This is a genomic window from Microbacterium sp. NPDC058389, assembly GCF_042722305.1.
Taxonomy (GTDB): domain Bacteria; phylum Actinomycetota; class Actinomycetes; order Actinomycetales; family Microbacteriaceae; genus Microbacterium.
This window is the reverse complement of record NZ_JBHXJQ010000001.1, coordinates 1-26,484: the sequence shown is the minus strand read 5'-3', so window position 1 is coordinate 26,484 and position 26,484 is coordinate 1. Positions and strand designations below refer to the sequence as shown.

Genomic DNA, 26,484 nt, shown 5'->3' with positions numbered 1-26,484 from the left:
GTCAGTTGCGCAGGATGACGTCCGCCGCCACGTAGTACAGCGCGACGTCGATCTCTTCGAGCGGGATCCCGTGCTTCGCGTGGTACGCCTGCCGGTAGAGCTCCAGCTGCAGCATCCGCTCGTCCTTCTCTGCGGGCGTGCGCGGTGCGGCGCCGGTCTTCCAGTCCACGATCTCGATGCGCCCTGCGCGGTCTTCGCGGCGATAGACGGCGTCGAGCTTGCAGATGACGATGTGCGGCAGGCCGTCGGGGCCGGTCGTCGTGAAGTCGATCTCGGTCTCTACCTCGATCGGCTGCAGGTGCGCCCACTCCGAGGCCAGGAATCGGTCGCGCAGCGCCGCCAGTGCCGCGGCATCCTCGACGGACGCATCGGTGCCGGCGGCGTCGTCATCGAGCTCCCACAGCGAGTCGTCGAGCGACCCTCCCAGCCCCGCCTGGCCCGAGCGCTGCTCCACCCATGCGTGGAACAAGGTGCCCAGCCGTGTCTGCCGGAACGGCTTCTCGGGCAGCGGCCGCGCGATGCGGGCGAGCGTGCCCTCCAAGTCGGCCGCATACTCCTTGTACCGCGACGCCGGGATGCGCGTCGGCGCCGTGTGCGCCGGTCGGGCCCGGCGGGCGTCGCGCTCTGCGAGCAGCAGCGCGGTCTGCGGATCGAGCTCGGCGCGGGGCTCGGCGAAGGCCGCTGTGACCGTGCCGGCCGAGTGGACCACCGCGGCGCGCCGCGATCCCAGCGGGTCGATCGGCCACTGCAGGACGCGTCGCTCGCCCTGGTACGGATCGTCGCCCGGCTCGTCGTCGGGAACGGGCACGCCGAGCGCCTCGGCGATCTCGGCGTAGAACACGCTCCGGCTGCGCGGACGCTTCGTGCCGGACCAGGTCGAGCCAGTCAGCAGCAGGTGGTCACGGGCGCGCGTGACGGCCACGTACGCCAGCCGGCGATCCTCTTCGAGCTGCCGTGCGCGGTTGGCCTCGACGAACGCGTCGAGCGCCTCCTTCAGCTCCTGCTGCGTCTGAGCGGACTGCCACGCGAGCAACGGCAGCCACGCAGAGTCGCCTCGGAACGCGTACGGCAGCACTCCGAAGCCGAGCCACGCCTTCGTGTCGCGCGGCGCGCTGGGCAGCTCGTCCTTGACGAGACGGACCACCGCGACGGCATCCCATTCGAGGCCCTTCGAACCGTGGATCGTGAGCAGCTGCACGACGTCGTCCTCGGGGGGCTCGGTGCGCGGCGCGAACTCGTCGAGCTGCTCGGCGTGGTCGAGCCACGCCAGCAGGCTCGAAAGCGAGCCCGTCTCGTCGGCGGCGAGGAACGCGTGCACCTCGTCCACGAACGCGCGCAGCTGCGCCGAGGCCACTCGCGCCGGGCCGCGGGACTCGTTCGCCGCGAGCTCGACATCCAGTCGCAGCTCCAGCTCGATCAGCCGCACGAGCTCGGGGATCGGCATCCCGCTCGCCTGACGCAGCCCCGCGAACACGGAGCCCGCCTCACGGAGGCGCTCGCGTGCGGCGGGAGTGAACCCCTCCAGCCAGCCGTGGTCGACCTTCTGCCGCAGCACGAAGTCGAGGGCGTCGACGAGCGAGCCGTCGTCGTCGCCCGCGCTGCCGCGGATGCGTTCGACCACCTCGGGAGCCAGCGGCTGGAGCGAGGAGTCGTGCCGCGCGAGCCGGCGCGACAGCGCGGCGAGCTCGCGCAGGTCGGGCAGGCCGATTCCCCAGCGCGGACCCGCCAGCAGGCGGATGAGCGCAGAGCCCGCGGACGGGTCGCTGATCACCCGCAGCGCGCACACCACGTCCACCACCTCGGGCGTGGAGAGCAGCCCGCCGAGCCCGAGGATGCGGTGCGGGATGCCGCGCCGTCCGAGCGCATCGCCGAACCGCACCATGTGCTTCTTGCTGCGGAACAGGATCGCCCCGGTCGTGCTGCGCCCCTCGAGGCGGCGATCGGTGCGCACGCGGGCGAACCACTCCGCCACCCGATCGGCCTCGGTGTCGAGGTCGGCGTCGAAGCCGAGCTCGACGAGCCCCTCGGGGGCGCCCGGACGCGCGCGGAGCTCCTGCACGGCGACGGACGCCGACGCCGCAAGCGGCGCGAGCACGGCATTCGCCGCCGTCAGGACCGTGGCGCTGTTGCGCCAGCTGGTGAGCAGCGCGAAACGCGCGCAATCGCCCTCGGGTGAGAACGCGGCCGCGAACCCTCCGAGGTTGCCTGCGCTCGCACCGCGCCATCCGTAGATCGCCTGGTGCGGATCGCCCACCGCCATGACGCCGGTGCCCGCGAACAGGGTCGCCAGCAGGTCGGTCTGCACGACCGACGTGTCCTGGTACTCATCCAGCAGCACGACGCGGTAGCGGTCGCGCAGCTCCTCGGCGACGGCGCGGTGCCCGTTCACGACCTCGAACGCCCCCGCCACCTGGTCCGAGAAGTCGATGACGCCGAGCCGGCGCTTCTCGGCGTCGTACTCGCGGGCGAGGTCCGCGAGCATCGCGAGCGCGTCGACCTTGTCGGCCGCGTCGGCGACGTCCGCGTAGACCGTCGTGCGACGGTTCGTCGACGGCAGGTCGCGCACCGTGCGGAATCGTTCCGGGAACGCCGCGAGCGCGTCGAAGTCGACGAGGTTGTCGACGCCGTCGCGCGCGATCCGCAGCGCCGCGTCCACGATGCTGCGCACCGCTTCTCCGCGCACCTCGAGGCGGGGATCGTCGGAGGCGAACACGACCCGGCGCATGAGCAGCCACGCTGCCGATTCGGAGAGCACGGCGGCTTCGGCATCCCTCCCGATCCGCAGCGCGTGCTCGCGCACGATCTGGTCGGCGAAGCTGTTGTACGTCGACACGGTGGGCCGGTGCAGCAGGGCGTCGTCGGAGGATTCCTGCGCGATCGCGCGGACCTCGGCGGCGAGCGCGTCGAGCAGCCGCTGGCGTTCGGCGGTGGCCCGCGCACCGTCGGCTCCGGATCGCTCCAGCTCGCCGAAGACGTCGAGGCGTCCGGCCTCGGCGAGCGCGGGCAGCGCCGGGAGAAGCCCGCGTCGCTCGAATTCGGCCAGGCGCGAGAGGCGCTTCTGGATGCGTTCGGTCAGCTCGCCCGCGGCCTTGCGCGTGAACGTGAGGCCGAGCACCTCGTCACGGCGCACGATGCCGTTCGCGACGAGCCACACGACCCGCGCCGACATGGTCTCGGTCTTCCCGCTGCCCGCGCCGGCGACGACGAGCGCGGGTGACAGCGGCGCCTCGATGACCTCGGTCTGCTCGGCCGTCGGCGGGAACTGTCCGAGGGCGGCGGCGATGACCCGCGCCGGCAGCGACGGGGGCGTCGGGAGCGCGACCGGCCCGGCGAGGTTCTGCAGCATCGTCACGAGGCGCTCACCGCGCCGATCGTGTGGATGCGGCAGAGGCCGTAGGAATGCTCGTCACGGCAGTGCTCCTCATACGGTGCGGTGAAGGATGTGCCGCGCATGACGGCCACGGCGGTGCGGATGCGGCCGACGAAGGCGTCTCGGCGCTCGTCGTCGAACGGCGGCTGCCACGGCGTGGCGTAGTCCGCCCGCGCGGCGGTCGGCCGCAGCACCAGGAGCTTCGCGCCCCCCGGCGCGTGCCCCGCGGCCTCAGGGATCGCACCCGACTCGAACGCGAGCTGGTACGCGGCGAGCTGCGGATTGTCGAGCACCTTCGCGTCGGTCTGGGGCTCGCGCTTGCCGGTCTTCAGGTCAAGGATCACGACGGTGCCGTCTGCGGCCAGCTCGACGCGGTCGATGTAGCCGGACAGGATCACGCGGTGCTCGTCTGGTGATGCCCCGGGCTCCGCAGGCGCGGGTTCGGGGCCGTCGAACGGGCCGTCCAAGGGGATGCCGACCTCGAAGTGCGGCTCGGCGCCGATGAGCGTGCCGCCGGCGTCGTCGAAGCGCCGCAGATACAGGTGCAGCCGGCGCACGAGGTCCCGTGCCCGCGTCTGCTCGGCGCGGTCGCGCCATTCGGCCTCGAACGTGAGCTCGCCCCAGCGCGACTCCACCTCGGCCCACAGCGCGGCCTCGTCATGACCGGCGGCGTGCTCGAGCGCGGCGTGGATGATGGTCCCGAGGCCGGCGGTCGTGCCACCGGGGTCGCCGCCCAGGTCGCCGATGACCCAGTTGAGCTCGCACTCCTCCAGTGCGTGCAGCCGCGAGGGCGACACGCGCACGTCCTCTCGGGAGAGATCGCGCAGCGGTCCGGTCGAGGTGGGTTCGGCGACACCGAACCACTCTGCGGGCGCGGCTCCGGGCACGCCTGCCTCGGCGAGCAGCACGAGCTGCTGCGCCGCGGCGCGCGCAGCGGTCGTCGACGTGCGCTCCGGCGCGCCGTCCCGCGGTGCCGTCGTGGTCAGGGTGCGACGGTGGCGCGCCACCAGACCGCGCAGCGAGACCGGGTGGTCGAGCTCGAACGGCTCGGGGTCGGGCAGCATCTCGAAGAACACGCTCGGACCGGTGTCGTCGTCGTCCACAGCGGTCACGACGACCCGGACCGTGGCCCGCGACAGCGCCCGCGCGAGCAGGCGGAGCTCGTCGTGCATCGCCGCGCGGCGGCGATCGAAGGCACCCGTGGACTCGCCGTCGGCACGGGTGGCGGCATCCGCGAGCCGCCAGGTCTCGAGCAGACTGCCGCGCAGGCGCGTGTTGGGCCACACGGCGTCCTGCATGCCGGCGACCACCACGGTGTCGAACTCGAGCCCGAGCGCACCGGCGGGGGTGAGGACCCGCACGCTGTCGTCGCGTGCGGGGGCGTCGAGGCGGTCCTCAGCGACCCCGCTGTCGAGGATCGAGCGCACGAACACGCGCGGGTCGGCGTCGAGGGAGCGCTCGACGAACCTCTTCGCTGCCTGGAAGAGCGCCACGAGGGCATCGAGGTCGCGGTTCGCCTGCTCGGCGAGGGGTCCGTTGCCGCGGGCGAGCTCCGACCAGGCCCGTTCGAGCCCGCTGCGATCCCACGCGGTCCACAGCAGCTCGTGCGCCGTCGCACCGCGCCCCAGGTCGTCGCGCAGCACCGCGAGGGTGCGGGCGAGGGCGGCGGCCCGGCGGGCCTCGCGCGTGTCGACGAGGTCGAACTCCAGGGGCTGCGCCATGGCCGACAGCACGAGATCGCGACCGGAGCGCTCGACGCCCGGCGCGTGTGGCCCCGGGGCGCCGGCGCCCTCGGCGTCCGTCGCGTCATCGTCTGCGCCGTCGCCGAGCACCTGACGGAGCTCGGCGTGGCGCAGCGCGGAGCGCAGCCGGCGCAGCTCGATGACGTCCAGCCTCCCGTACGTGCCGACGAGCGCCGACTGCACGTCCTCGAAGGTCCAGTCCTCCCGGGCGGCCAGCTCGACGAGCCGCAGGAGATCGGCGACCGGCCGCAGTGCGCCGAGGGCGCGCCCCGGGCCGCTCGACCGCGCGGGCACCTCGCGCGCCGACAGCTCCGCCTCCAGCGCCGCGACCTGCCGTGTGTCGTGGGCGATGACGGCGCATGCGTGCCACGGCACACCGTCGTGCACGTGGCGCTCGCGGAGCACCCGGGCGACGGCGTCGTACTCTTCGGCCGGCGAGCGCAGCGTCAGCACGCGCACCGATCCGTCGGGTTCGGCGCCCGTGGTCGCGGCACGGTGCGCGACGACCCCGACGGCGCCGATCCGCTGGGTGACCCGGCCGACCAGCTCCCGCTGCCACGCGCTGCCCCGATGACCGTCGGCGAGCACGTGCACCGCGCCGAGCGCCCCGGCCAGCCGTGCGAAGTTCTCGGGCGTCGCGCCGCGGAACGATCCCGACCCGACATCGGGGTCGCCGAACGCGAGCACCGCGGCTCCGCGGCCGCGGACCGCCTCGATCAGTTCCACCCCGCCCAGCGTCAGCTCCTGCGCGTCGTCGACGAGCACGAACCGCACGCGATCGATCGCGGGGATGCCGGCGGCCGGCCCGGTGCGCAGCAGACCGACCGCCTCGCGCACCAGTCCCGCAGCATCCCGGTGCGCGCCGCGCATGGCGGAGCGCACCTGCAGGTACTCGGTCGAGAACGAGGCGAGCGACGTCCATGCCGGCAGGCTGTGACGTTCGCCGAGCTCGCGCAGCCGCTGCGGCTCGATGCCCAGCGTCGTGCACTCGGCGAGGAACGTCCGCACCTCGGTGCGGAAGCCCGCGGTCGCGCGGATCGCGGGGCCGAGCCACTCCGGCCAGCGCGACGGCGCCTCCGCCTCGTCCTCCGCATCGCCGTCGAGCAGGTCGCGGATGATCTGGTCCTCGTCGCCGCCGGTGAGCAGCTGCGGCGGATCGGCGTCCGCGGCCACGGCGTGCGCGCGGACCAGCTGGAACGCGTAGGACGCCACCGACCGCGCGAGGGGTCCGGCGGTCGCGACGCGCACCGCAAGGCCCAGACGGTCGCGCAGCACCGTCGCCGTCTGGCGCGAGGGCGTCAGCACGAGCACGGAGTCGGGATCGGCGCCCGCCTCCACGAGCGCGGCGACGCGTGCGACGAGGGTCGCCGTCTTGCCCGTCCCCGGTGCGCCGACGACGACGCCGGACGCATCGGCCGGCAGTCCGATCACCGCGCGCTGCTGCAGGTCGGGCGCGAACGGCGCGGTGGTAGGACTCCCTGGTGTCACCCTTCGAAGCTAGCGCGAGCGGACGACATCGGCCGTTCGCCCAGAGCGTTCGGGCGACGGGCGGACGCCCCTTCCGGGTGTCGTAGAGTGGCCATGCGTCCGGGGAGCCTCAGCCTCGCACCGAGCAACCATCGCCCCGCGCAGGAGGTCAGTCACGTGGAGATCCGCATCGGCATCGCGAACACCGGCCGCGAGCTCAACTTCGAGACGAACGAGCCCGCTGCCGACGTCAAGAAGTCCATCGCCGCCGCCCTGGATGCCGGCGCCACGCACGTGACGTTCGCCGACGCCAAGGGCAACTCGTACATCGTCCCGACCGCGGGCCTGGCCTACGTCGAGCTCGGCTCCGAAGAGTCGCGCCGCGTCGGCTTTGTCGCCTGAGCCCGAGACCGCAGACATGCAGATCCTCATCGCGTTCATCGTCGGCGCGGTCGTCGGCATCGGCATCCACTTCCAGCTGCACCAGCGGCTGACGCGCGGCGTCGCCCTGGCCCCCATGATCGGCGCCGTCTCGGCGGGTGCCGCGTGGACGCTGCTCACCTGGCTCGGCGTCGGCATCGACACCCCCTGGCCGTGGCTCGCGGCGCTCATCGTCCCGGCCGTGGTCACCTACCCGGTCATCCTCATCACGTCCCGCGCGCGCGTGGCCCACGACGCCCGCGAGAAGGCGCGCCTCGGCATCGGCTGATTCGCCCGCATACGACAGAGATCCGGGATGCCTCGCCACGAGGCATCCCGGATCTCTCGTCTCAGGCGGCGAGTCCCATCGCATCCATACGGCGGGAGTGCGCGGCCATCAGCTCGGTGAACACCGGCTCGACCTTCTCCTCGTCGGCGGAGCCGCGGCTCATGGGCCGCAGCGCTGCGCGCGCGATGAGCAGGGTGTCCCCCACAAGTCGACGGCCCCACATCGCCAGCAGCGACTTCCATTCCGGGTCGCTCGCGATGGTGTCGGCGAGGATCTCGACGATCGCCTGCCGGTCGGAGTCCGCCTGCAGGATGCGCGCCACGCGGTCGCCGGTCTCACCGTAGCTGGCCGAGAGCGCGAGGTAGAAGTCGTCGAGCATGCCGGCGGTGATGTGCACCGAGAGCATCGTCTCCTGCGGCCGCACCCCGTGGGTCGCGACCCGGAACGCGTCCAGCGGCTCGCGGAACGGGCGCATGACCTCTGTCGGATCGTCGCCGCGCTCGCGGATCAGCGCGACGAGCGCCTCGTGCTTGGTGAGGGCGGCGCCCGCTGCGCGGGCGACGGCCTCCTTCTCTGCGAGTTCGGGGAGCGACTGGATGAGCTCGGTGAGGGTCTCGAAGTATCCCAGCTGCAGGTACGCGACCTGGCCCAGGAACGTGTCGATGTCGGGCGCGAGCTCCTCGAAGTCGACGCGGTCGGCACCGCCGAGGTCGTCGCGCGAGCGCAGCTGGAGCTTGCGCTCCGCGCCACGGCGCTGCCAGAACCACTTGACCATGTACGAAGCCTAAGTGCTCGTCCGGGCGACCTCCGGTATCGTTGTCTCGGCCCCGGCGTCGGATCGGGGCGCCCGCGCCTGTGGGAAAGAAGGGCGTGGATCGCACTTCCGCCCGCGCGGACGGCCTCTCACAGGCCGGTTCCAGCGCCCGGGCACGAACCCAGGCAGCATCCCACTGCCGGACAGGCACACATCGTGACGACCTTCGCCGAACTCGGCGTCGACCAGGACATCGTCGAAGCCCTCGCTGCAAAGGGCATCGTCGACGCGTTCCCCATCCAGGAGCAGACGATCCCGCTCGGCCTCCCGGGCCAGGACATCATCGGCCAGGCCAAGACCGGCACCGGAAAGACCTTCGGCTTCGGCATCCCCGTCGTCCAGCGACTGGGCCTCGACCCCGCGCCGGGCGTCAAGGCGCTCATCGTGGTCCCGACCCGCGAGCTCGCGGTGCAGGTGTACGAGGACATGGACATGCTGACCTCGAACCGCTCCACGAGCGTCGTCGCCATCTACGGCGGCAAGGCGTACGAAGGCCAGATCGACCAGCTCAAGGCCGGCGCCCAGATCGTGGTCGGAACCCCCGGCCGCCTCATCGACCTCAACAACCAGCGCCTGCTCGACCTGTCGAACGCGACCGAGGTGGTGCTCGACGAGGCCGACAAGATGCTCGACCTGGGCTTCCTCGCCGACATCGAGAAGATCTTCTCGAAGGTTCCCGCCGTGCGTCACACGCAGCTGTTCTCGGCGACCATGCCCGGCCCGATCGTCGCCCTCGCGCGCCGGTTCATGTCGAACCCGATCCACATCCGCGCCACCGACCCCGACGAGGGCCTCACGCAGGCGAACATCCGCCACCTCGTCTACCGCGCGCACTCGCTCGACAAGGACGAGGTCATCGCCCGCATCCTGCAGGCCGAGGGCCGCGGCAAGACCGTGATCTTCACGCGCACCAAGCGCGCCGCGCAGCGACTGGTCGACGAGCTGAGCGACCGCGGCTTCAACGCGGGCGCCGTGCACGGCGACATGAGCCAGGAGGCGCGCGAGCGCTCGATGGCCGGGTTCAAGGCCGGCAAGAAGGACGTGCTCATCGCCACCGACGTCGCCGCGCGCGGCATCGACGTCGACGACGTGACGCACGTCATCAACCACACGATCCCGGACGACGAGAAGACCTACCTGCACCGCGCCGGCCGCACCGGCCGCGCGGGCAAGACCGGCATCGCGGTCACCTTCGTCGACTGGGAGGACCTGCACAAGTGGGCCCTCATCAACCGCGCACTCGAGTTCGGCCAGCCCGACCCCGTCGAGACCTACTCGTCCAGCCCGCACCTGTATGAGGACCTCGACATCCCCGCCGGGACGAAGGGCCGCATCGCGACGACCCCCAAGACGCAGGCCGTCCGCGTACAGCCCGCGAAGGCGGCGGATGCTGCAGCGGAGGCGGAGACCGATGGTCAGGCCCCCAGCCGTCGTCGTCGTCGCCGCCGTTCGGGCAGCTCGGCCGAGCGCGTCGGATCGAGCTTCGAACCTGCCGAGGGCGCGGCGAAGCCGGCCGGGGAGCAGGCGCCCGCCGCGGAGGGCGACCGTGACGCCGACGGCGGCGGGACGCACGACGGCGGCGGCAAGGAGCACCACGACGGCCGACCGGCGCCGCGTCGGCGCCGTCGTCGCCGCGGCGGCTCGGGTGCCGCACCGGCGCCCGCCGGCGCCTGAGTGCGGCATGCCTGGTCGCGGCGCCCGCACTCAGCGTTCTTTCAGCGCTAGGGTGAGGCCACGCGGCGGGATGCCGCGACCTCGCATCTAAGAAAGGCATAACGTGCGATTCATCGAAAACGCCGTGCCCATCAGTTACGAGTACCAGGGCTTCTGGGGCTCGTTCTGGGACATCATCTGGTGGTTCCTCTGGATCTTCTTCTTCATGGCGTACCTGTTCGCGCTGTTCGCCGTGATCGCCGACCTGTTCCGCGACCACAAGCTGAACGGCTGGTGGAAGGCCGTGTGGATCATCTTCCTGATCTTCGTGCCGTTCCTGACCCTGCTCGTCTACCTCATCGCGCGCGGCAACGGCATGGCCAAGCGCAGCGCGAAGGAGGCCTCCGAGATTCAGACCGCGCAGGACGCCTACATCAAGTCGGTCGCCGGCAGTGCGTCCAGCCCCGCTGACGAGATCGCGAAGGCCAAGGCCCTCCTCGACGCCGGCACGATCACGCAGGCCGAGTACGACGCGCTCAAGACCAAGGCGCTCGGCTGATCACGCTGATCGCCTGAATCGCGGCATCCGCGTTCGCGCAAGCGCCCTCGTCCGCCCTCACGGGTAGACGGGGGCGCTTCCGGTTGCACGGTCGATGATGCGCGCGACCATGTCGTCGCTCGTGGTGTGCTCGCCCGGCTGGTTCGGCTTGCCGAGGCCGTGGTAGTCGCTGGAGCCGGTCACGATCAGATCCCGCTCGCGGCACAGGTCCCGCAGCGTCTGCAGGCCGGGCTCGCGGTTCTCGCGGTGGCCGAGTTCGAAGCCGGCGAGCCCGGCGTCGAGCATCCGCGCCAGCAGCGGGGCCGGCAGCAGGCCCGCGCGTCCTGCGGGGTGCGCGATGACGGGCACTCCCCCGGCACCGGCCACGAGGGCGACGGCCGTCACCGGGTCGGGAGCGTAGAGCGCCACGTAGTAGTCACCGCGAGGGCTCAGGATGCCGGCGAACGCCTCGGCGCGGTCGCGCACGAATCCGCGCGCGACGAGGGCGTCGGCGATGTGCGGGCGGCCCACGGTGGCGCCATCGGTGGTCTGGGCGAGGATGTCGTCCCACACGAGGTCGTAGTCGCGGGCGATGCGGTCGGCCATGATCCGTGCGCGATCCAGTCGTGCCGACCGGATGCGGGCCGTCTCGGCACGCAGATCCGGGTCGTCCGGATCCGGGAGGTACGCGAGCACGTGGACACTGCGCCATTCGTGGCGGGCCGACAGCTCCATGCCGGGGAGGAACGTCATCGCAAGGGATGCCGCCGCCTCGGCCGCCTCGGCCCAGCCGGAGGTCGTGTCGTGGTCGGTGAGGGCGGCCGTGCGCACCCCGTGACGGTGGGCGGAGGCCATGACCTCGGCGGGAGGCTGGGTGCCGTCGGAGTGGGCCGAGTGCAGGTGCAGATCGCTCGGTCCCTCGAAGCGCTGCGTCGTCGGCATCCTCCGAGCGTAGCGCGGCGATAGCACGCTCCACGCGGGGCGGCGCTGACCGATCTCCCAGCCTGGCCGCATAGAGTCGCGGGCGTGCTGCGCGTGCTCGGGATCCTCGTCACGGTGCTGTGCGCCGTCGCCGCGGCCGTGCTGACCTGGCCGGGCTTCTTCCACGTCGAACGCATGTATCCGTTCGCCCAGCTGGTGTCGTTCCGCGGCGTCATGGTGCTCGCGTTCGCGGCCGTCGCCGTCGTCGCACTGCTCCTCGCGATCGTGCGCCCGATCCGCCCGCTGGCGTTCGCCCTCTCGATCGTGGCCGGCCTGGCCATGGTGGCGAACGGGGCCATCGTCGCGTCGCGCGGCGGACTGGGCACCGACCCGCTGCCGGCGAAGACCGAGACCAGCGTCCGCGTCATGACCTGGAACACCGCAGGCCCGGCGACCTCGCCCGAGACGATCGCGAAGATCGCCGTGGCGATGGATGCCGACATCGTCGCCCTCCCCGAGACGACGATCGAGACGGGGGCCGCGGTCGCGGTCGCCATGCGCGAGCTCGGTCACCGCATGTGGGCGCACCACGCCGAGGACCCCTCCACCGAATGGGATGCGGGTTCGACGACGCTGCTGATCTCGCCCGAGCTCGGCGACTACTCGGTCATCGAGTCCTCCAGCGACGGCACGAGCAACACGTCGACCGTGCCGAGCGCCGTGGCGATGCCCGTGTCGGGAAACGGTCCGATCGTCGTCGCCGCGCACGCCGTCGCCCCGCGCGAGGAGTACATGGACGACTGGCGCGACGACCTGCAGTGGCTCGCCGACCAGTGCGGCGACGGCAACGTCATCATGGCGGGCGACTTCAACGCGACGGTCGACCACATGTCGGGTCTCGGGATCGACGGCGCGACGCTCGGCCACTGCACCGACGCCGCGGTCGAGACCGGAAACGGCGCGCTGGGCACGTGGGCCACCGACGTGCCGGCCATCCTGGGCGCGCCGATCGACCACGTCATGGCCTCGAAGCAGTGGCGCGCGACGGGTTCGATCGTGCTCCGCTCGCTCGATGGATCCGGGTCGGACCACCGTCCGCTGATCGTCCAGTACGAGCCCGCCGGCTGACGCCCCGGCGGCCCGCGCGCGTGTCCGGCGCGCGTGCGAGACTGGACGCATGAGCACCGCAGCCAGCGAGACGTCCGCGGGGGCCACGAGCACCGCACAGACGCACACCTCGACCAGCACGAACCGCCGTCAGCCGTTCGGCCAGGGATTCCTCGACACCATCTCGACCGGCTGGGCCGAGCGCCCCGATCAGGCGCCGCCGGCGCGCGATCAGGCGCCGTTCGCCGCCGCGCGACGCGAAGCCGTGTCGGCCGCGTTCCCCGGCAAGCGCGTCGTGGTGCCGGCGGGCGAGCTCAAGCAGCGCAGCAACGACACCGACTATCCGTTCCGCGCGCACTCGGCCTTCGCCCACCTGACCGGCTGGGCCTCCGATGCCGAGCCCGGCTCCGTGCTCGTGTTCGAGCCGCTCGCCGCGGGCGGCCACGAGGTCACCCTGTACTTCCGTGAGCGCGCCGACCGCACCACGAGCGAGTTCTACTCGGATGCCTCGATCGGCGAGTTCTGGATCGGCCCGCGCCCGGCGCTCGCCGGTGTGGCCGCGGACCTCGGCGTGGCCACGGCGCACGTCGACGACTTCGAGTCCCGCGACGGCGACGTCGTCGTCGACGAGGACGACGACCTCACGCGCTTCGTGTCGGAACTGCGCCTCGTGAAGGACTCCTACGAGATCGCGCAGATGGAGCTGGCGGTGCAGGTGACGGCGAGCGGGTTCGACGACATCGTCGCGAACCTGCCGGCGATCATCGAGCATCCCCGCGGCGAGCGCGTCGTCGAGGGCGTCTTCCACCAGCGCGCGCGCAGCGACGGCAACACGGTCGGCTACGACACGATCGCCGCCTCCGGGCCCCACGCGTGCTACCTGCACTGGACCCGGAACGACGGCGCGGTGGTGCCGGGCGACCTGATCCTCATCGACGCCGGCGTCGAGGTCGACAGCCTCTACACCGCCGACATCACGCGCACCTTCCCCGTGAACGGCCGTTTCAGCGACGTCCAGCGCAAGGTCTACGAGACGGTGCGCGAGGCGGCGGACGCCGCGTTCGCCGCCGCCCGGCCGGGCGTCAGATTCCGCTCGGTGCACGAGGCCGCCATGCAGGTCATCGCGGCGCGCGTCGCGGAGTGGGGGCTGCTTCCCGTCACGGCCGAAGAGGCCCTCGACGCGGACCGTGGCGGCCAGCACCGCCGCTACATGGTGCACGGCACGAGCCATCACCTCGGCATCGACGTGCACGACTGCGCACAGGCGCGCCGCGACATGTACTACGACGGCCCGCTCGAGCCGGGCATGGTGTTCACGATCGAGCCCGGCCTGTACTTCCAGATCGACGACGTGACCGTGCCCGAGGAGTACCGCGGGATCGGCGTGCGCATCGAGGACGACATCCTGATGACCGCCGACGGTCCCGTCAACCTGTCCGCCGGCATCCCGCGCACGGCCGATGAGGTCGAGGCCTGGATCGCCCGCGCCCGGTCGTGACGTACACGCCGCCCTCGTCGTTCACGACGCGCCCGACGCTGACGGGCACGTTCGGCATGTCGGCCTCGACCCACTGGCTGGCCACCGCGACTGCACAGGCCGTGCTCGAGCGCGGCGGCAACGCGTTCGACGCGTCGGTCGCGGCGGCCTTCGTCCTTCACGTTGTCGAACCTCACCTCAACGGGCCCGGCGGGGATCTGGTCGGCATCTTCCAGCCGGTGGATGCCGCCACGCCGACGGTCCTCATGGGTCAGGGGCCGGCGCCCGCCGGCGCGACGATCGAGCACTACCTCGCCGAGGGCCTCGAGCTCGTGCCCGGCGCCGGAGGGCTGGCGGCCGCGGTGCCCGGCGCGGTCGACGCGTGGCTGCTGCTGCTGCGCGACCACGGCACGTGGGAGCTCGCGGATGTGCTCGCGTACGCGATCGGCTACGCCCGCGACGGTCATCCGCTGGTGGCCGGCGCCGCGGCCACGATCGCCCGCGTCGCCGAGCTGTTCCGCGACGACTGGACGACCTCGGCGGCGCTGTGGATGCCGGATGGCGAGGTGCCCACGGCCGGCCGGATCGTGCGCAACCCCGCGTATGCCGACGTGCTGGACTCGCTCGTCCACGCGTCCTGCGCCGTCCGCGACGACGGTCCCGTCGGACGCGCCGCCCGCATCGACGCCGCGCGCACGCAGTGGCGGACGGGGATCGTCGCGCACGAGGCATCCACGTTCCTCGCCCGGCCGCACCGGCATTCCGGGGGCGGGATGCATGCCGCCGTCATCACGCCTGATGACTTCGCGACGTTCGAGGCGGGCTATGAGGCGCCCGTCATGCGTGAGTTCCGCGGGCACACCATCGCCAAGGCGGGCGCGTGGACGCAGGGCCCGGCGCTGCTGCAGACCCTCGGAATGCTCGAGCCTCTCGACGACCATCTGCTCGACCCCTCGCAGGAAGCAGGCGCGCACACGATCCTCGAGGCGCAGAAGCTCGCGTACGCCGATCGCGACGCCTGGTTCGGCGACGCCGACGTCGACCTCGACGCCCTGCTCGACGACGGCTACCTCGCCGAAAGGCGTGCGCTCATCGGCGAGATCGCTTCGGCCGAGTTCCGGCCGGGGTCCCTCGCAGGGCGCACCCCGTTCCGGCCGCCCCTGCGCACGTCGTACGACGCACCGGCCGTGGGAACGGGCGAACCGACGGTCGCGAAGACCGGAGAGACGCGCGGCGACACGTGCCACCTGGACGTCATCGACCGGTGGGGCAACATCGTGTCGGCCACGCCGTCCGGCGGCTGGCTGCAATCCTCGCCCACGATCCCTGCCCTCGGGTTCTGCCTCGGCACGCGCCTGCAGATGACGTGGCTCGAGCCCGGCCACGCCTCGTCACTCGTGCCGGGCCGGCGGCCGCGCACGACCCTCACTCCGACGCTCGTCCTGCAGGGCGGCGTTCCCGCGTTCGCCATCGGCTCGCCGGGCGGCGACCAGCAGGACCAGTGGCAGCTGCTCGCCCTGCTGCGCATCATCGTCGGCGGCTACACCCCGCAGCAGGCGATCGACGCGCCGGCGCTGCACACCAGCGCGCTGCCCGAGTCGTTCTGGCCGCGCACGTGGACCCCCGCCGGCGCGGTGGTCGAGAACCGGCTCGGCGAGGACGTGATCACGGGGCTCGAACGCCGCGGCCACGTCGTCACGCGTGCGGGCGACTGGGCTCTCGGCCGCGTCTCGGCCGCCGGAAGGAGCGCCGAAGGAGTGCTCTGGGCCGCCGCCAACCCCCGCGGCATGCAGGGCTACGCCGCCGGCCGGTGAGCAGCGCCTAGGCCGCGGGCCGCTGCACCGGCGGTCCGACGTAGCGCGCGGATGGGCGGATGATCTTCGGGTCGTCCGCCTGTTCGAGGATGTGGGCGGTCCAGCCGATCGTGCGGGCGATCGCGAAGGTGGGCGTGAACATCTCACGCGGGAGCCCGCACTCCTCCATCACGATCGCCGCCCAGAACTCGACGTTGGCGTGAAGCTCGCGGCCGGGCTTGGCCTCCGCGAGCAGGCGCTCGGCCGTCTGCTCGAACTCCAGGGCGAGTGCGACGCGCGCACCGCCGAGGTCCTGCGCGACCTGCTTCATCAGCTGGGCACGCGGATCGGCGGTGCGGTACACCGCATGCCCGAAGCCCATGAGCCGGCGCCCGGCCGCCAGCTCCCCGCGGATCCACTGCTCGATCCGCTCCGAGGTGCCGACGGTGTCGAGGCCGTCGAGCGCTCGGGCCGGCGCACCGCCGTGCAGCGGCCCGGTGAGCGCGCCGAGCGCCCCCGTCAGGCACGCCGCGACGTCGGCGCCGGTCGACGCGATGACCCTGGCGGTGAACGTCGACGCGTTGAACCCGTGGTCCATCACCGACACGAGATACGCCGTGAGCGCCCGCTCCACGGCCGCCGCGGGCACGACACCGGTCACCTGGTGCAGATAGTCCGCCACGACTCCCCGGCCGGCGAGAGGCGGCAGCGGGTCCTCCCCGCGTGACCGCCGCCACAGTCCCGCGACGAGCGGTGCGGTGACGGCGGCCATGGTGAGCGCGTCCGTCCGCCGCGCGTCGGCGTCGAGGTCGTAGAGCGGGTGGATGCCGCGCCGCGCGCCCAGCAGCGGCCAGGACGCCGCAAGCCCGGCGAGGACGCCGGGCGTCACTGGTCCCACCGCGTCGAGGACCTCTTCGAGGTCGGCCCGCGCGCCCGTCCGCGCAGCCTCGACCCGCGCGCGGAACGCGGCCGTCGAGGCGGAGCTCGGCGCCTCGCCCGTGACCAGCAGCTGCCACGCTGCCTCGAAAGTGGCGGTCTCTGCGAGCTCGACGGCCGAACGGTCGCGGTACTGATAGAAGCCCTCGTCGCCCCGCACGTCGCCGATCGTCGTCTCCGCCACGACGACGCCCGCGAGCCCGCACGGCACGTCGACCGTCGACATCATCGCGTTCATCTCCGTCTCCGTCCTGCGCCGCGTCTGCCGCGCTACAGTCAGTGTCGGAACTTGATCCTCAATTCGTCAATCTTGATCGGATCAACCTCATGAGCGAACTTCCCCGTCTCACCGCGGCACAGGCGGCCGCGCGTCTCGGCGTGAAGCCCGAGTCGTTGTACGCGTACGTCTCTCGCGGGCTGCTCTCCCGAGAGCGGGACGCCTCCGGCTCCTCCTTCGATCCGCTGGAGGTCGAGGCCTTCGCCCTCCGCCGACGTCGCGTCGCGCCGCGCGCCGTGGAACCCACGGGCGGGGGCATGCCGCTCATGGTGCTGGACACTGCACTCGCGCACCTGGAGGACGACGAGCTCTTCTACCGCGAGCGTTCGGCCGCCCGGCTTGCGCGGGAGTCGACGTTCGACGAGGTCGTCCGCTGGCTCTGGGACGTTCCGGTGCTGCGAGGCCCGGACGAGGCCGATCTCGCCCTGGCGCGCCGCACGGTGGCCGCGCTCGGCGCAGCCGCTACTCCCCTGGACCGGCTGCTCGTCGCGGTCACGGCCTTCGCGAGCACGGATCCGCTGCGCGACGACCCCTCGGTCGAGGCCCTCGCACGCATCGGCGCGCGGCTGCTCGTCGGCCTGCCCGCCGCGCTCACGGAGGCTGTGCCGGCCGAGTCCCCGATCGCCGAGACGCTGTGGACCGCTCTCGCCGGCCGGCCGCGCGCAGGCGGGGCGCGACTGATCGACGCCGCGCTCGTGCTCGTCGTCGACCACGATCTCGCGGTGTCGACGCTGGCGGCCCGGGTGGCGGCATCCGCTCGCGGGTCCGCCTACGCGATCGTGACGGCCGCGCTGGGCGCATTCGACGCTCCCCTCCACGGCCACGCGAGCCGGGATGCCGTACGCATGCTGCGTGCCGTGCAGGGCGGTGAGAGCCCCGCAGCGGCGATCGCCCGCGCGGTGCGCGACAGCGGGCGCGGCATCCCGGGCTTCGGGCAGCCGCTGTATGCCGGTGGCGACATGCGCGCCGTCGTGCTGCGGGAGCTCCTGCACGCCGCGCCGGGTGGCGACGAGGTCGTCGACCTGGTCGACGCCGTCGCGGCAGAGGTCGCACGGCACGCCGACACGCGGCCGAACCTGGACCTTGCGCTGGCCGCCTTCGCCCTGTGGGGCGACATGGGCGAGGACGCCGGGGCGGTCGTGTTCGCGATCGGGCGTCTCGCCGGATGGATCGCGCACGCGAGGGACGAGTACGACCAGAAGCCGATGCGTCTGCGCCCGCGCGGGCGCTACGTGGGTCCTGCGGCCGCGGACTGACCTGTCAGCCGGTGACGCCCCGCATCCACGCGGCCACTCCCGCGGCGAGCTCGGCGCCGATGTCGGCCGCTGCGCGCTTGCGCCCCTTCACCTCGAACGAGTGCCCTCCGCCCTCGATCCACGAGATCTCGGCCGCCCGACAGGAGGCGACGGCGGCCACGAGCTGCTCGTGCGGGTCGATGAACGGGTCGTTCGTCCCCTCCACGAACAGCTGCGGCTGGGGCACGTCGGGCAGGTGATCGACACGCGGCCTGTCCGGGCGTCCCGGCGGGTGCAGCGGGTAGCCGAGGTACACGAGCCCCGCCGGTGCGATCGCGCCCTCCGCCGCCGCCATCGACGCCATGCGTCCGCCGTAAGACTTGCCCATCGCGAACACGGGCAGGCCGTCCGCGTGACCGCGCACGTCCGCCTCGACCGCCGCCCACGTCGCGACGGCATGCGCCGCGGGCCCCGGCATCCGTCGCCCCTGCTCCACGTACGGGAAGTTGAACCGCACGGTCGCGATCCCCTCGCGCGCGAGTCCGCCGGCGAACCCCAGGAGGAAGGGATGCCGGTACCCCGCGCCGGCGCCGTGCGCCACCGCCGCGAACGCCCAGGGCTCCGGGGGCGACTCGTACTCGGCCGACACCGCCACCGCACCGGACGGCAGCTCGACGGCGATCGTGGCCTCGTGCGTCATGTGTCACCCTCCGGCGGATCGCACCGCCACTCGTCGCGCTCGACGACCGTCGCGACGGCTCAGGTCATCGGGGACCGTCGTCCTTCGCAGGCTCGTCGGCCGCAGCCGCGTCGGGGGCCGGAGCCGCGTCGGGGGCAGGGGCGTCCACGTCGGCGGCGTCGGGCGCGTCCGACGTCTCGGCCGTGGACGACGAGGCGGAGTCGGCGGCAGAAGCCGCCGGCGCCGCCACCCGCTCGCCGTACTTCGGCGGCTCCGCGGGCCGGGGCGCCGCCGGGGCGGGGCCCGGAGTGGTCGGCGAGGTCGGCTGGGCCGCTGTCGGCGCCGCCGACAGCGGGCCGAGCACCTGACGCGCGCGCTGCACGCTGTTCTGCGCGACGGTGACCTCGTAGTGGTCCGCGAGCACCTGCATGACCGACGCGTAGTCGCGACGCCGGCGCACGAACGAGTACGCCACGATGCTCATGAGCATGCCGATGGCGATGCCGACGAACAGCACGCCGACGAATGCCTGGATCGGCACCGAGGGCGAGCCGATCACGAGGATCGCCGAGAACAGCAGGCCGAGCAGGACGCCGTTGACCGCGCCGGAGCGGGCGGCCGAGGCGTAGCCGAGACGGCCGGTGATGCGTTCGATCGAGCGGAGCCCCTGACCGACGATCGCGATGTCGCGCGCCGGGATGTCGGCTGCGATGAGCGACGACACCGCCTTCTGCGCGGCCTCGTACGTCGGGAAGTTCGCCACCGTCTGACCGACGGCATCCGAACCCTGCGGCAAGCGCCCTCCCATCATGGTCATCTCCCCATCCTCCCACGGCACGCGGACTACGCTGGGACGTGTGAGCACGCAGAGGGTTTTCGTCGCGCGCCTTTCCGGGTGCTCGGTCTTCGACCCCGCCGGCGATCGTCTCGGCAAGGTCCGCGACGTCGTCGTCATCTATCGAAAAGACGATCCGCCGCGCGTCATCGGCCTGGTCGTCGAGATCCCCGGCCGGCGCAACGTGTTCGTCTCCATCGGGCGTGTCACCTCGATCGCCACCGGCCAGGTCATCACGACCGGCCTGATCAATGTGCGCCGCTTCCAGCAGCGCGGCGGCGAGGTGCGCGTCATGGCCGAGATGGTCGGTCGCAAGGTCTTCCTCGCCGACGGCTCGGGCACCGCGGTCATCGAGGACGTCGCGATCGAGCGCAACCGGCTCGGCGAATGGGACGTCGGCCAGCTGTTCCTGCGCAAGCCCAAGACGAGCGCGTCGCCGTTCGCGAAGGGACCCACCACGTTCGCGGCGTGGGACGACGTGCGCGAACGCCAGGTGCCCGGCGAGGCCCAGTCCGCCGAGCAGCTCGTGGCCACGTACTCGGAGCTGCGTCCCGCCGACCTCGCGAACACCCTGCTCGACCTGCCCGAGGAGCGCCTGCTCGAGGTCGTCGAGGAGCTGCCCGATGACCGGCTCGCGGACGCCCTCGAAGAGATGCCCGAAGAGGAGCAGGTCCACATCCTCGAGGCGCTCGACGACGAGCGCGCCGCCGACATCCTCGACGCGATGGAGCCCGACGACGCCGCCGACGTCCTCGGGCAGCTCCCCGAGGATCAGCGCGAAGAGCTGCTCGAGCTGATGGAGCCCGAAGAGGCGGAGGACGTCCGCGCCCTCCTGAAGTACGGCCCCGACACCGCCGGCGGTCTCATGACGAGCGAGCCGATCGTGCTTTCCGCAGACGCGACGATCGCCGAGGCGCTCGCGCTCATCCGCCGTCACGAGCTGCACCCGGCACTCGCGGCCGCGGTGTTCGTGACCCTCCCGCCGTACGAGACGCCGACGGGCCGCCTGCTCGGAACGGTGCACTTCCAGCGCATGCTGCGCTATCCGCCGCACGAACGCCTCGGGGCGATCATCGACGACACGCTCGACCCGGTGCCGGCGACGGCCTCGGCCGCCGAGGTGGCGCGTCTGCTGGCGTCGTACAACCTCGTGTCGCTGCCCGTCGTCGATCCCGCGCACCGGCTCGTGGGCGCTGTCAGCGTCGACGACGTGCTCGACTACCTGCTCCCCGAGGACTGGCGATCTCACGATGTCGCCGATGACGGCCCGGCGTCCGACCCCGTTCCCACGACCACCGCGAGCATCCCGAGGAGGCGCTGATGGCACGTACGACTCGCCAGCCGGCGCTGGACGCGCCCCGCGGCCGCTCCGGCATGCTGCAGCGCGGACCCCAGCAGCAGTCCAGCGACCGGTTCGGGCGGTTCTCCGAGGCGTTCGCCCGGGCGATGGGGACCTCGGGCTTCCTCATCGGGATGACGATCTTCGTCGCGGTGTGGCTGTGCTGGAACATCTTCATGCCCCCGCAGCTGCAGTTCGACCCCGCGGCGACCAACTTCACGCTGCTGACCCTGATCCTGTCGCTGCAGGCGTCGTACGCGGCACCTCTCATCCTGTTGGCGCAGAACCGGCAGGACGACCGCGACCGCGTGCAGATCGAGCAGGACCGGCAGCGGGCCGAGCGCAACCTCGCCGACACCGAGTACCTGGCCCGGGAGGTCGTCGCGCTGCGCATGGCGGTCAGCGAGTTCTCCGAGCAGGTGCTGACGCGGGATGTGCTGCGCGCGGAGCTGCGGGCGCTGCTGGAGAAGCTCGACAACGCCGCCGAGGTCGAGGGCGGCGCCGCACGATGACGGGCGGCACGCGTGCGGACGCCGTCCGCGCGGCGGTCGGCGCGGTCTCCGATCCGGAGCTGCGGCGACCCCTCAGCGAACTCGACATGGTGCGCGACATCTCCGTCGACGGCTCGGTCGCACATGTCGCCATCGCGCTCACGATCGTCGGCTGCCCGGCCGCCGACCGCATCGCCGCCGACGTGACGGCGGCCGCGGCATCCGTCACGGACATCGACGAGGTCGTGCTCGACGTCGGCGTCATGACGCCCGCGGAGCGGCATGCGCTCACCGACCGCCTGCGCGGCGGGCGCGCGCGCGAGATGCCGTTCGGCCCCGGCAGCCTCACCCGTGTCATCGCCGTCACCAGCGGCAAGGGCGGTGTCGGCAAGTCCACCGTCACCGCGAACCTCGCCACGGCGTTGGCGGCACGCGGCCTCGCCGTGGGACTCGTCGACGCCGACGTGCACGGCTTCTCGATCCCCGGCCAGCTCGGCCTCGTCGGCCCGGACGGCAGCGTGCCCCAGCCGACCCGGGTCGACGACCTCATGCTCCCGCCCGTCGCCCATGGCGTGAAGGTCATCTCGATCGGGATGTTCCTGCGCCGCGCGGACGGCGATGCGGCGCCGCTCGGAGCGGTCGCCTGGCGCGGCCCGATGCTGCACCGGACGGTGCAGCAGTTCCTCACCGACGTCTACTTCGGCGACCTCGACGTGCTGCTGCTCGACATGCCGCCGGGTACCGGCGACGTCGCGATCTCGGTGGGGCAGCTCCTGCCCAACGCGGAGGTGCTCGTCGTCACGACACCGCAGACCGCCGCCTCCGACGTCGCCGTGCGCAGCGGACTGGTCGCCCGGCAGACCGGTCAGAAGGTCATCGGCGTCGTCGAGAACATGGCTGCGATGACTCTTCCCGACGGCACGACGCTCGACCTGTTCGGCGCCGGCGGCGGTGCCGCGGTCGCCGCCGCGCTCACCGGCTCCGGCGACGAGGTGCCCCTGCTCGCGTCGGTGCCGCTCAGCCCCGTGTTGAGGACGGACGCGGATGCCGGCATCCCGGCCGTGCTCGCCCACCCCGAGGATCCGGCGGCGCGCGCCATCGTCCAGGTCGCCGACGCGCTGGCCCGCGTCCCGCGGGGCCTGGCCGGACGCAGTCTCCCGTTCCGGCCGAGCTGACGCGGAGGGAGACCGTCGAGGACGCGGTTCAGGTGGCCTCGGTGTCGTACGGCGGCGGGCCGTCGAGGGGTCCGCGGAACGTGTCGCGCGGGGCGGCCCCGGGGTCGGTCGCGACCGCCGTCGCCGCCGCGGTCGTGGCGGCCCCGGCGCGCGGGGTGACCGGGGCGTCGTCCAGCAGCGCCTCGCGGATGATGCGCCGCGGATCGTACTGACGCGGGTCGAGCGTGCGCCAGTCGACGTCGTCGAAGTCCTCGCCCATCTCGTCGCGGACCCGCGTGCGGGCGGTCGACACCCACTCCCGCGCGCGCTTGGTGAGCGCCGCCAGTGACTCGGCGTAGCGGGGAAGGCGCTCGGGCCCCAGGATGAGCGCCGCGACGACACCGATCAGCAGCAGCTTCTCGATGGTGAGGCCGAAGATCATGACATCAGGTTACCGCCGTGCCTGCTCCGCCAGCGCCGCGGAGCCGCGTAGGCTGGCGGGCGGAGGATTCGCATGGGAGAGCAGAACGCGAACCAGCGGTTCGTCGACGAAGCCACGAGTGAGCCCGATCACATCGCGGCGGCACGCGCACACGCGCTCGAGCTCGGCGCGGCCCCGGTGAGCCCGGCGATCGGTGCGCAGTGCGCCGTCATCGCCGCGGCGTCGCAGGCGCTCAGCATCGTCGAGATCGGCACCGGCGCAGGAGTGTCGGGGCTGTGGCTGCTGCACGGCTCGCCGCGCGCGACGCTCACGACGATCGACAAGGAGCCCGAGCACCTCGGCGCAGCGCGTCAGGCATTCGCGGACGCCCGGATCCCCGCCGCCCGCGCACGGTTCATCACCGGGCGGGCATCCGAAGTGCTCCCCCGCATGAACGAGGCGTCGTACGACATCGTGCTCGTCGACGCCGACCCCGAGGGCGTCATCGAGTACGTGGAGCACGGGCTGCGCCTCGTGCGCGCCGGTGGCACGGTCCTGGTGCCCCGAGTGCTCGCCGGAGGCGCCGTAGCCGACCCCGTCCGCCGCGACGCGGTGACGACCTCGTACCGTTCGCTGATCCAGGAGACACAGGCCTCCCCCGCGGTCATCGGCGCACTGTCGATCACCGGCGAGGGGCTGTTGCAGCTGACCACGGTCCCCTCGGCCTGACCGAGCCCACGCCCCGGCGGTGCCCGGCGGGTGCGCGAAAGGCCGGTCCGAAGACCGGCCTTTCGGACGATGCGACTTACGCGGCGTTGACGACGCCACCCAGAACGTCGTAGAGCTCTTTAGCCTCAGCGTCGTTCACGGAGACGACCAGACGGCCCCCACCCTCGAGCGGCACGCGCACGATGATGAGTCGGCCCTCCTTCACGGCCTCCATCGGCCCGTCTCCGGTTCTCGGCTTCATGGCTGCCATTGCGGCTCCTTTACATCGATGGTCTGCCAGACAAGTTTATCGTGAGGGCACAGACACCGGGGCACGCCTGTGGAAAGCGGCATCCGTTTTCGACATCACGGCACCTGCCAGACGGTGTTCCCGAGCGCGTACATGTTGTAGATCCACCACCACTGCCCGACGAGGCAGACCACGAGGACGCCGATCCGCCACATGCGCGACCGCGGCACCGCGAACGCTCCCCACAGCGGCGACAGCGGCACGAGAAGCCGGAAGAGACTCGACTGCGGGAAGAACACGAGCAGCAGATAGAACAGGTAGCTGGCGCTCCACAGTCGGATCTCGATGCCGAGCCGCTTGATCTGCGGCAGGCACAGCAGCGCGCACGCGATCGCCACGATCCCCGCCCCCACGGCGAGGTACCCCCACACGGCCGGCAGCTGCCACATGGTGCCGAACCAGAACTGGATGCCGGCGGCGAAGCCGTCGAACGGCGCGAAGCTCGCGTCCCCCAGGATCCAGTTGCGGCGCCACGCGAGCTCCGTGGACAGATACGCTCCGGGATCGCCGGTCACCCACCCCGCGATCAGCTGCCAGGCGAATCCGGCGACCGCGGCGAGCAGACCCAGTACGACGATGTGCGCGATCTCGCGACCGCCCAGCGGCTCGCGGCGGCGGTTCCACCACCGCCAGATGCCGAAGAGGGCGAGGAACAGCGAGAACGCCAGCACACCCGGGCGCGTGAACGCCATGAGCGGGATCAGCAGGTAGAGCCAACCGTAGCGGCGCCGCATGACGCACCAGATGGCGCAGAACAGCCACAGGAGGTTCAGCGTCTCGGCATAGCCCACCTGGAACATCGCGGCCAACGGCCCGCACGCGAAGAACAGGACGGCCCACAGCGACGCGGACTCGTCCAGTCGCAGACGCAGCATCCGGTACAGGACGAGGGATGCCGCATACCCCGCCACGAGCGAGACGATCAGCGCGCCGGCCGCCCATTGCCCGAACGGGAGCGACACCCATTGCGCCAGGTAGGGATAGATCGGCAGGAACGCCCACGCGTTCTCGGCGATCTGCCCGCTCTCGGTGAGCGGAAGCGTCGACGGGTACCCGGAGTAGCCGATCAGCCAGTACCAGGTGCCGTCCCAGGCCACGACCGTCGAGCCGAGATTCGCGTCCGGCCCCATGCGGGTGCCGAACCCCGAAAGCTCAGCGGCGAGGAACAGGAACAGCGTCGTCACCAGCCGCGCGGCGATGTAGATGACGGCGATGCGGACCGCTGCCCGCGCGGGGTGCGCCGGCGCCGCGGGGGCGGGCGCGACCGGAGACGCGTCAGCCACGAGCGTTCAGCTGCCCGCGAGCCAGGCCCGCAGGCCCTGCTCGACCGCCTCGATCTGGGCGATCGGCACCCGCTCCTCGTCGTGGTGAGCCAGGCTCGGGTCACCAGGGCCGTAGTTCACGGCGGGGACGCCCAACGCGCTGAACCGCGCGACATCGGTCCACCCGTACTTCGGCCGCGGCTCGGCCTGGACCGCGGCGAGGAACTCCTGCGCAAGTGGAGCATCGAGGCCCGGCCGCGCGCCCGCAGCGCCGTCGACGACCTCCACATCGAAGCCGGCGAAGACGTCGCGGACGTGCTGCTCGGCCTCCTCGAGGCTGCGGCTCGGCGCGAATCGGTAGTTGACCTCGACCTCGCACAGGTCGGGGATGACGTTGCCCGCGACACCGCCGCGGATCCGCACGGCGTTCAGGCCTTCGCGGTACACGAGTCCCTCGACCGGCACCTCGCGCGGTTCGTACTCGGCCAGCCGCGTCAGCACCGGTGCTGCCTTGTGGATGGCGTTCTCGCCCACCCATGCGCGTGCGCTGTGCGCGCGGACGCCGTGCGTGCGCACGATCGCGCGAAGGTTGCCGTTGCAGCCGCCCTCGACCGCGCCGTTGGACGGTTCGCCCAGGATGGCGAAGTCGCCCTGGAAGAGATCGGGGCGGGTCCGAGCCAGGCGCGTGAGCCCGTTCAAGTCGGCGTCGACCTCTTCATGGTCGTACCACATCCACGTGATGTCGACGCGGGGGGCGACGAGCTCGGCCGCGAGCTTCAGCTGCACCGCGGTACCACCCTTCATGTCGACCGTGCCGCGGCCCCAGATGACGGGGACGCCGTCGACCACGAGGTCGCGCGTGGGAAGGTTCTCGTTGATCGGCACCGTGTCGATGTGGCCGGCGATGACGACGCGCTGAGCGCGTCCGAGATTCGTGCGCGCAACGATCGTGTCGCCGTCGCGGTAGACCTCGAGGTGCGGCAGCGCCGAGATCGCGTCATGGATGGCGTCTGCCAGCACGCGCTCGTCGCCCGACACGCTCGGGATGTCGCAGATGTTCCGGGTGAGTTCGACGGAGGACACGGTGAGATCGAGCGACGCCATTGTTCGATTCTACCGAGCGACGTGGAGCGCTCTTGTCCGAGGTGGGTTGTTAACGCGGAATGGCCACCCAGGGTGTGGGTGGCCATTCCGTGAATGGGTGTCCGGCGGTGTCCTACTCTCCCACAGGGTCCCCCCTGCAGTA

23 protein-coding genes are annotated in these 26,484 nt (G+C 72.2%); 12 read left to right on the top strand and 11 right to left on the bottom strand.

Annotated features, from left to right (window positions below; translation table 11 throughout):
• Position 1: 1 nt before the first annotated feature.
• Together ACFWJ8_RS00115 and ACFWJ8_RS00110 are read right to left on the bottom strand one after the other, a co-directional pair.
• Complete coding sequence (locus ACFWJ8_RS00115) at positions 2-3,346, bottom strand: ATP-dependent DNA helicase (protein ID WP_378808633.1); 3,345 nt, start codon at positions 3,344-3,346, stop codon at positions 2-4.
• A 2-nt stretch (positions 3,347-3,348) separates the two neighbouring features.
• Positions 3,349-6,600, bottom strand: a complete 3,252-nt coding sequence (locus ACFWJ8_RS00110) for a PD-(D/E)XK nuclease family protein (protein ID WP_378807585.1) — start codon at positions 6,598-6,600, stop codon at positions 3,349-3,351.
• A gap of 156 nt (positions 6,601-6,756) precedes the next feature.
• Between ACFWJ8_RS00110 and ACFWJ8_RS00105 the strand changes: the two genes are divergently transcribed.
• On the top strand, positions 6,757-6,981 hold the full coding sequence (locus ACFWJ8_RS00105) for a DUF3107 domain-containing protein (RefSeq protein ID WP_018171265.1): 225 nt from the start codon (positions 6,757-6,759) through the stop codon (positions 6,979-6,981).
• A gap of 16 nt (positions 6,982-6,997) precedes the next feature.
• Positions 6,998-7,288: a hypothetical protein gene (locus ACFWJ8_RS00100; RefSeq protein WP_378807583.1), complete on the top strand. Its 291-nt coding sequence runs from the start codon at positions 6,998-7,000 to the stop codon at positions 7,286-7,288.
• A 61-nt stretch (positions 7,289-7,349) separates the two neighbouring features.
• On the opposite strand, the gene ACFWJ8_RS00095 is transcribed toward ACFWJ8_RS00100, so the two are convergent.
• Positions 7,350-8,063 (bottom strand): ferritin-like fold-containing protein, encoded by a 714-nt coding sequence (locus tag ACFWJ8_RS00095; RefSeq protein ID WP_378807580.1) that lies wholly within the window; start codon positions 8,061-8,063, stop codon positions 7,350-7,352.
• A 195-nt stretch (positions 8,064-8,258) separates the two neighbouring features.
• On the opposite strand from ACFWJ8_RS00095, the gene ACFWJ8_RS00090 reads away from it, so the two are divergent.
• Positions 8,259-9,776, top strand: a complete 1,518-nt coding sequence (locus ACFWJ8_RS00090; RefSeq protein WP_378807578.1) for a DEAD/DEAH box helicase — start codon at positions 8,259-8,261, stop codon at positions 9,774-9,776.
• Positions 9,777-9,879: 103 nt separating this feature from the next.
• Positions 9,880-10,314: an SHOCT domain-containing protein gene (locus ACFWJ8_RS00085; protein WP_378807576.1), complete on the top strand. Its 435-nt coding sequence runs from the start codon at positions 9,880-9,882 to the stop codon at positions 10,312-10,314.
• Between the two features lie 57 nt (positions 10,315-10,371).
• On the opposite strand, the gene ACFWJ8_RS00080 is transcribed toward ACFWJ8_RS00085, so the two are convergent.
• A complete protein-coding gene (locus ACFWJ8_RS00080; RefSeq protein WP_378807575.1) occupies positions 10,372-11,235 on the bottom strand; it encodes a PHP domain-containing protein in 864 nt (287 codons plus the stop codon).
• Between the two features lie 84 nt (positions 11,236-11,319).
• On the opposite strand from ACFWJ8_RS00080, the gene ACFWJ8_RS00075 reads away from it, so the two are divergent.
• From ACFWJ8_RS00075 to ACFWJ8_RS00065, 3 genes are read left to right on the top strand one after another with little or no spacing between them, the layout of a single operon-like run.
• The gene (locus ACFWJ8_RS00075; RefSeq protein WP_378807574.1) at positions 11,320-12,342 is read left to right on the top strand and encodes an endonuclease/exonuclease/phosphatase family protein; all 1,023 of its coding nucleotides are present in this window, start codon (positions 11,320-11,322) and stop codon (positions 12,340-12,342) included.
• Positions 12,343-12,391: 49 nt separating this feature from the next.
• Positions 12,392-13,819: an aminopeptidase P family protein gene (locus ACFWJ8_RS00070; RefSeq protein WP_378807572.1), complete on the top strand. Its 1,428-nt coding sequence runs from the start codon at positions 12,392-12,394 to the stop codon at positions 13,817-13,819.
• Complete coding sequence (locus ACFWJ8_RS00065) at positions 13,816-15,612, top strand: gamma-glutamyltransferase family protein (RefSeq protein WP_378807569.1); 1,797 nt, start codon at positions 13,816-13,818, stop codon at positions 15,610-15,612. Before ACFWJ8_RS00070 ends, ACFWJ8_RS00065 begins: the two co-directional genes overlap by 4 nt.
• Positions 15,613-15,619: 7 nt before the next feature.
• Here the strand turns inward: ACFWJ8_RS00065 and ACFWJ8_RS00060 are convergent, their stop codons facing one another.
• The gene (locus ACFWJ8_RS00060; protein ID WP_378807568.1) at positions 15,620-16,765 is read right to left on the bottom strand and encodes a citrate synthase; all 1,146 of its coding nucleotides are present in this window, start codon (positions 16,763-16,765) and stop codon (positions 15,620-15,622) included.
• A gap of 89 nt (positions 16,766-16,854) precedes the next feature.
• Between ACFWJ8_RS00060 and ACFWJ8_RS00055 the strand changes: the two genes are divergently transcribed.
• Positions 16,855-18,060 (top strand): citrate/2-methylcitrate synthase, encoded by a 1,206-nt coding sequence (locus ACFWJ8_RS00055; RefSeq protein ID WP_378807567.1) that lies wholly within the window; start codon positions 16,855-16,857, stop codon positions 18,058-18,060.
• A gap of 4 nt (positions 18,061-18,064) precedes the next feature.
• Here ACFWJ8_RS00055 and ACFWJ8_RS00050 read toward each other — a convergent pair whose 3' ends face one another.
• Positions 18,065-18,739, bottom strand: coding sequence for an alpha/beta family hydrolase (locus ACFWJ8_RS00050; protein ID WP_378807566.1), 675 nt, complete (start codon positions 18,737-18,739; stop codon positions 18,065-18,067).
• A 64-nt stretch (positions 18,740-18,803) separates the two neighbouring features.
• Positions 18,804-19,535, bottom strand: a complete 732-nt coding sequence (locus tag ACFWJ8_RS00045) for a general stress protein (RefSeq protein ID WP_378807565.1) — start codon at positions 19,533-19,535, stop codon at positions 18,804-18,806.
• 40 nt (positions 19,536-19,575) lie between these two features.
• Here ACFWJ8_RS00045 and ACFWJ8_RS00040 point away from each other — a divergent pair, with 40 nt between their 5' ends.
• The 3 genes from ACFWJ8_RS00040 to ACFWJ8_RS00030 are packed head-to-tail and all read left to right on the top strand — an operon-like array spanning position 19,576 to position 22,558.
• Complete coding sequence (locus tag ACFWJ8_RS00040) at positions 19,576-20,874, top strand: magnesium transporter MgtE N-terminal domain-containing protein (protein WP_378807563.1); 1,299 nt, start codon at positions 19,576-19,578, stop codon at positions 20,872-20,874.
• Positions 20,874-21,404 carry a DUF1003 domain-containing protein gene (locus ACFWJ8_RS00035; RefSeq protein WP_378807562.1) on the top strand — a complete coding sequence of 177 codons (531 nt, stop codon included), beginning with the start codon at positions 20,874-20,876 and terminating at the stop codon, positions 21,402-21,404. The genes ACFWJ8_RS00040 and ACFWJ8_RS00035 overlap by 1 nt, the downstream gene beginning before the upstream one ends.
• On the top strand, positions 21,401-22,558 hold the full coding sequence (locus ACFWJ8_RS00030; RefSeq protein WP_378807561.1) for a P-loop NTPase: 1,158 nt from the start codon (positions 21,401-21,403) through the stop codon (positions 22,556-22,558). The genes ACFWJ8_RS00035 and ACFWJ8_RS00030 overlap by 4 nt, the downstream gene beginning before the upstream one ends.
• Before the next feature lie 28 nt (positions 22,559-22,586).
• Here ACFWJ8_RS00030 and ACFWJ8_RS00025 read toward each other — a convergent pair whose 3' ends face one another.
• A complete protein-coding gene (locus tag ACFWJ8_RS00025; protein ID WP_378807559.1) occupies positions 22,587-22,979 on the bottom strand; it encodes a Sec-independent protein translocase TatB in 393 nt (130 codons plus the stop codon).
• Between the two features lie 72 nt (positions 22,980-23,051).
• Between ACFWJ8_RS00025 and ACFWJ8_RS00020 the strand changes: the two genes are divergently transcribed.
• The gene (locus ACFWJ8_RS00020; RefSeq protein WP_378807558.1) at positions 23,052-23,687 is read left to right on the top strand and encodes an O-methyltransferase; all 636 of its coding nucleotides are present in this window, start codon (positions 23,052-23,054) and stop codon (positions 23,685-23,687) included.
• A gap of 76 nt (positions 23,688-23,763) precedes the next feature.
• Here the strand turns inward: ACFWJ8_RS00020 and ACFWJ8_RS00015 are convergent, their stop codons facing one another.
• The 3 genes from ACFWJ8_RS00015 to dapE form a co-directional block, all read right to left on the bottom strand.
• Positions 23,764-23,937: a DUF3117 domain-containing protein gene (locus ACFWJ8_RS00015; RefSeq protein ID WP_019179788.1), complete on the bottom strand. Its 174-nt coding sequence runs from the start codon at positions 23,935-23,937 to the stop codon at positions 23,764-23,766.
• Positions 23,938-24,032: 95 nt separating this feature from the next.
• Complete coding sequence (locus ACFWJ8_RS00010) at positions 24,033-25,259, bottom strand: hypothetical protein (protein WP_378807557.1); 1,227 nt, start codon at positions 25,257-25,259, stop codon at positions 24,033-24,035.
• Positions 25,260-25,265: 6 nt separating this feature from the next.
• Positions 25,266-26,342: a succinyl-diaminopimelate desuccinylase gene (gene dapE, locus ACFWJ8_RS00005; protein WP_378807556.1), complete on the bottom strand. Its 1,077-nt coding sequence runs from the start codon at positions 26,340-26,342 to the stop codon at positions 25,266-25,268.
• Positions 26,343-26,484 lie beyond the last annotated feature (142 nt).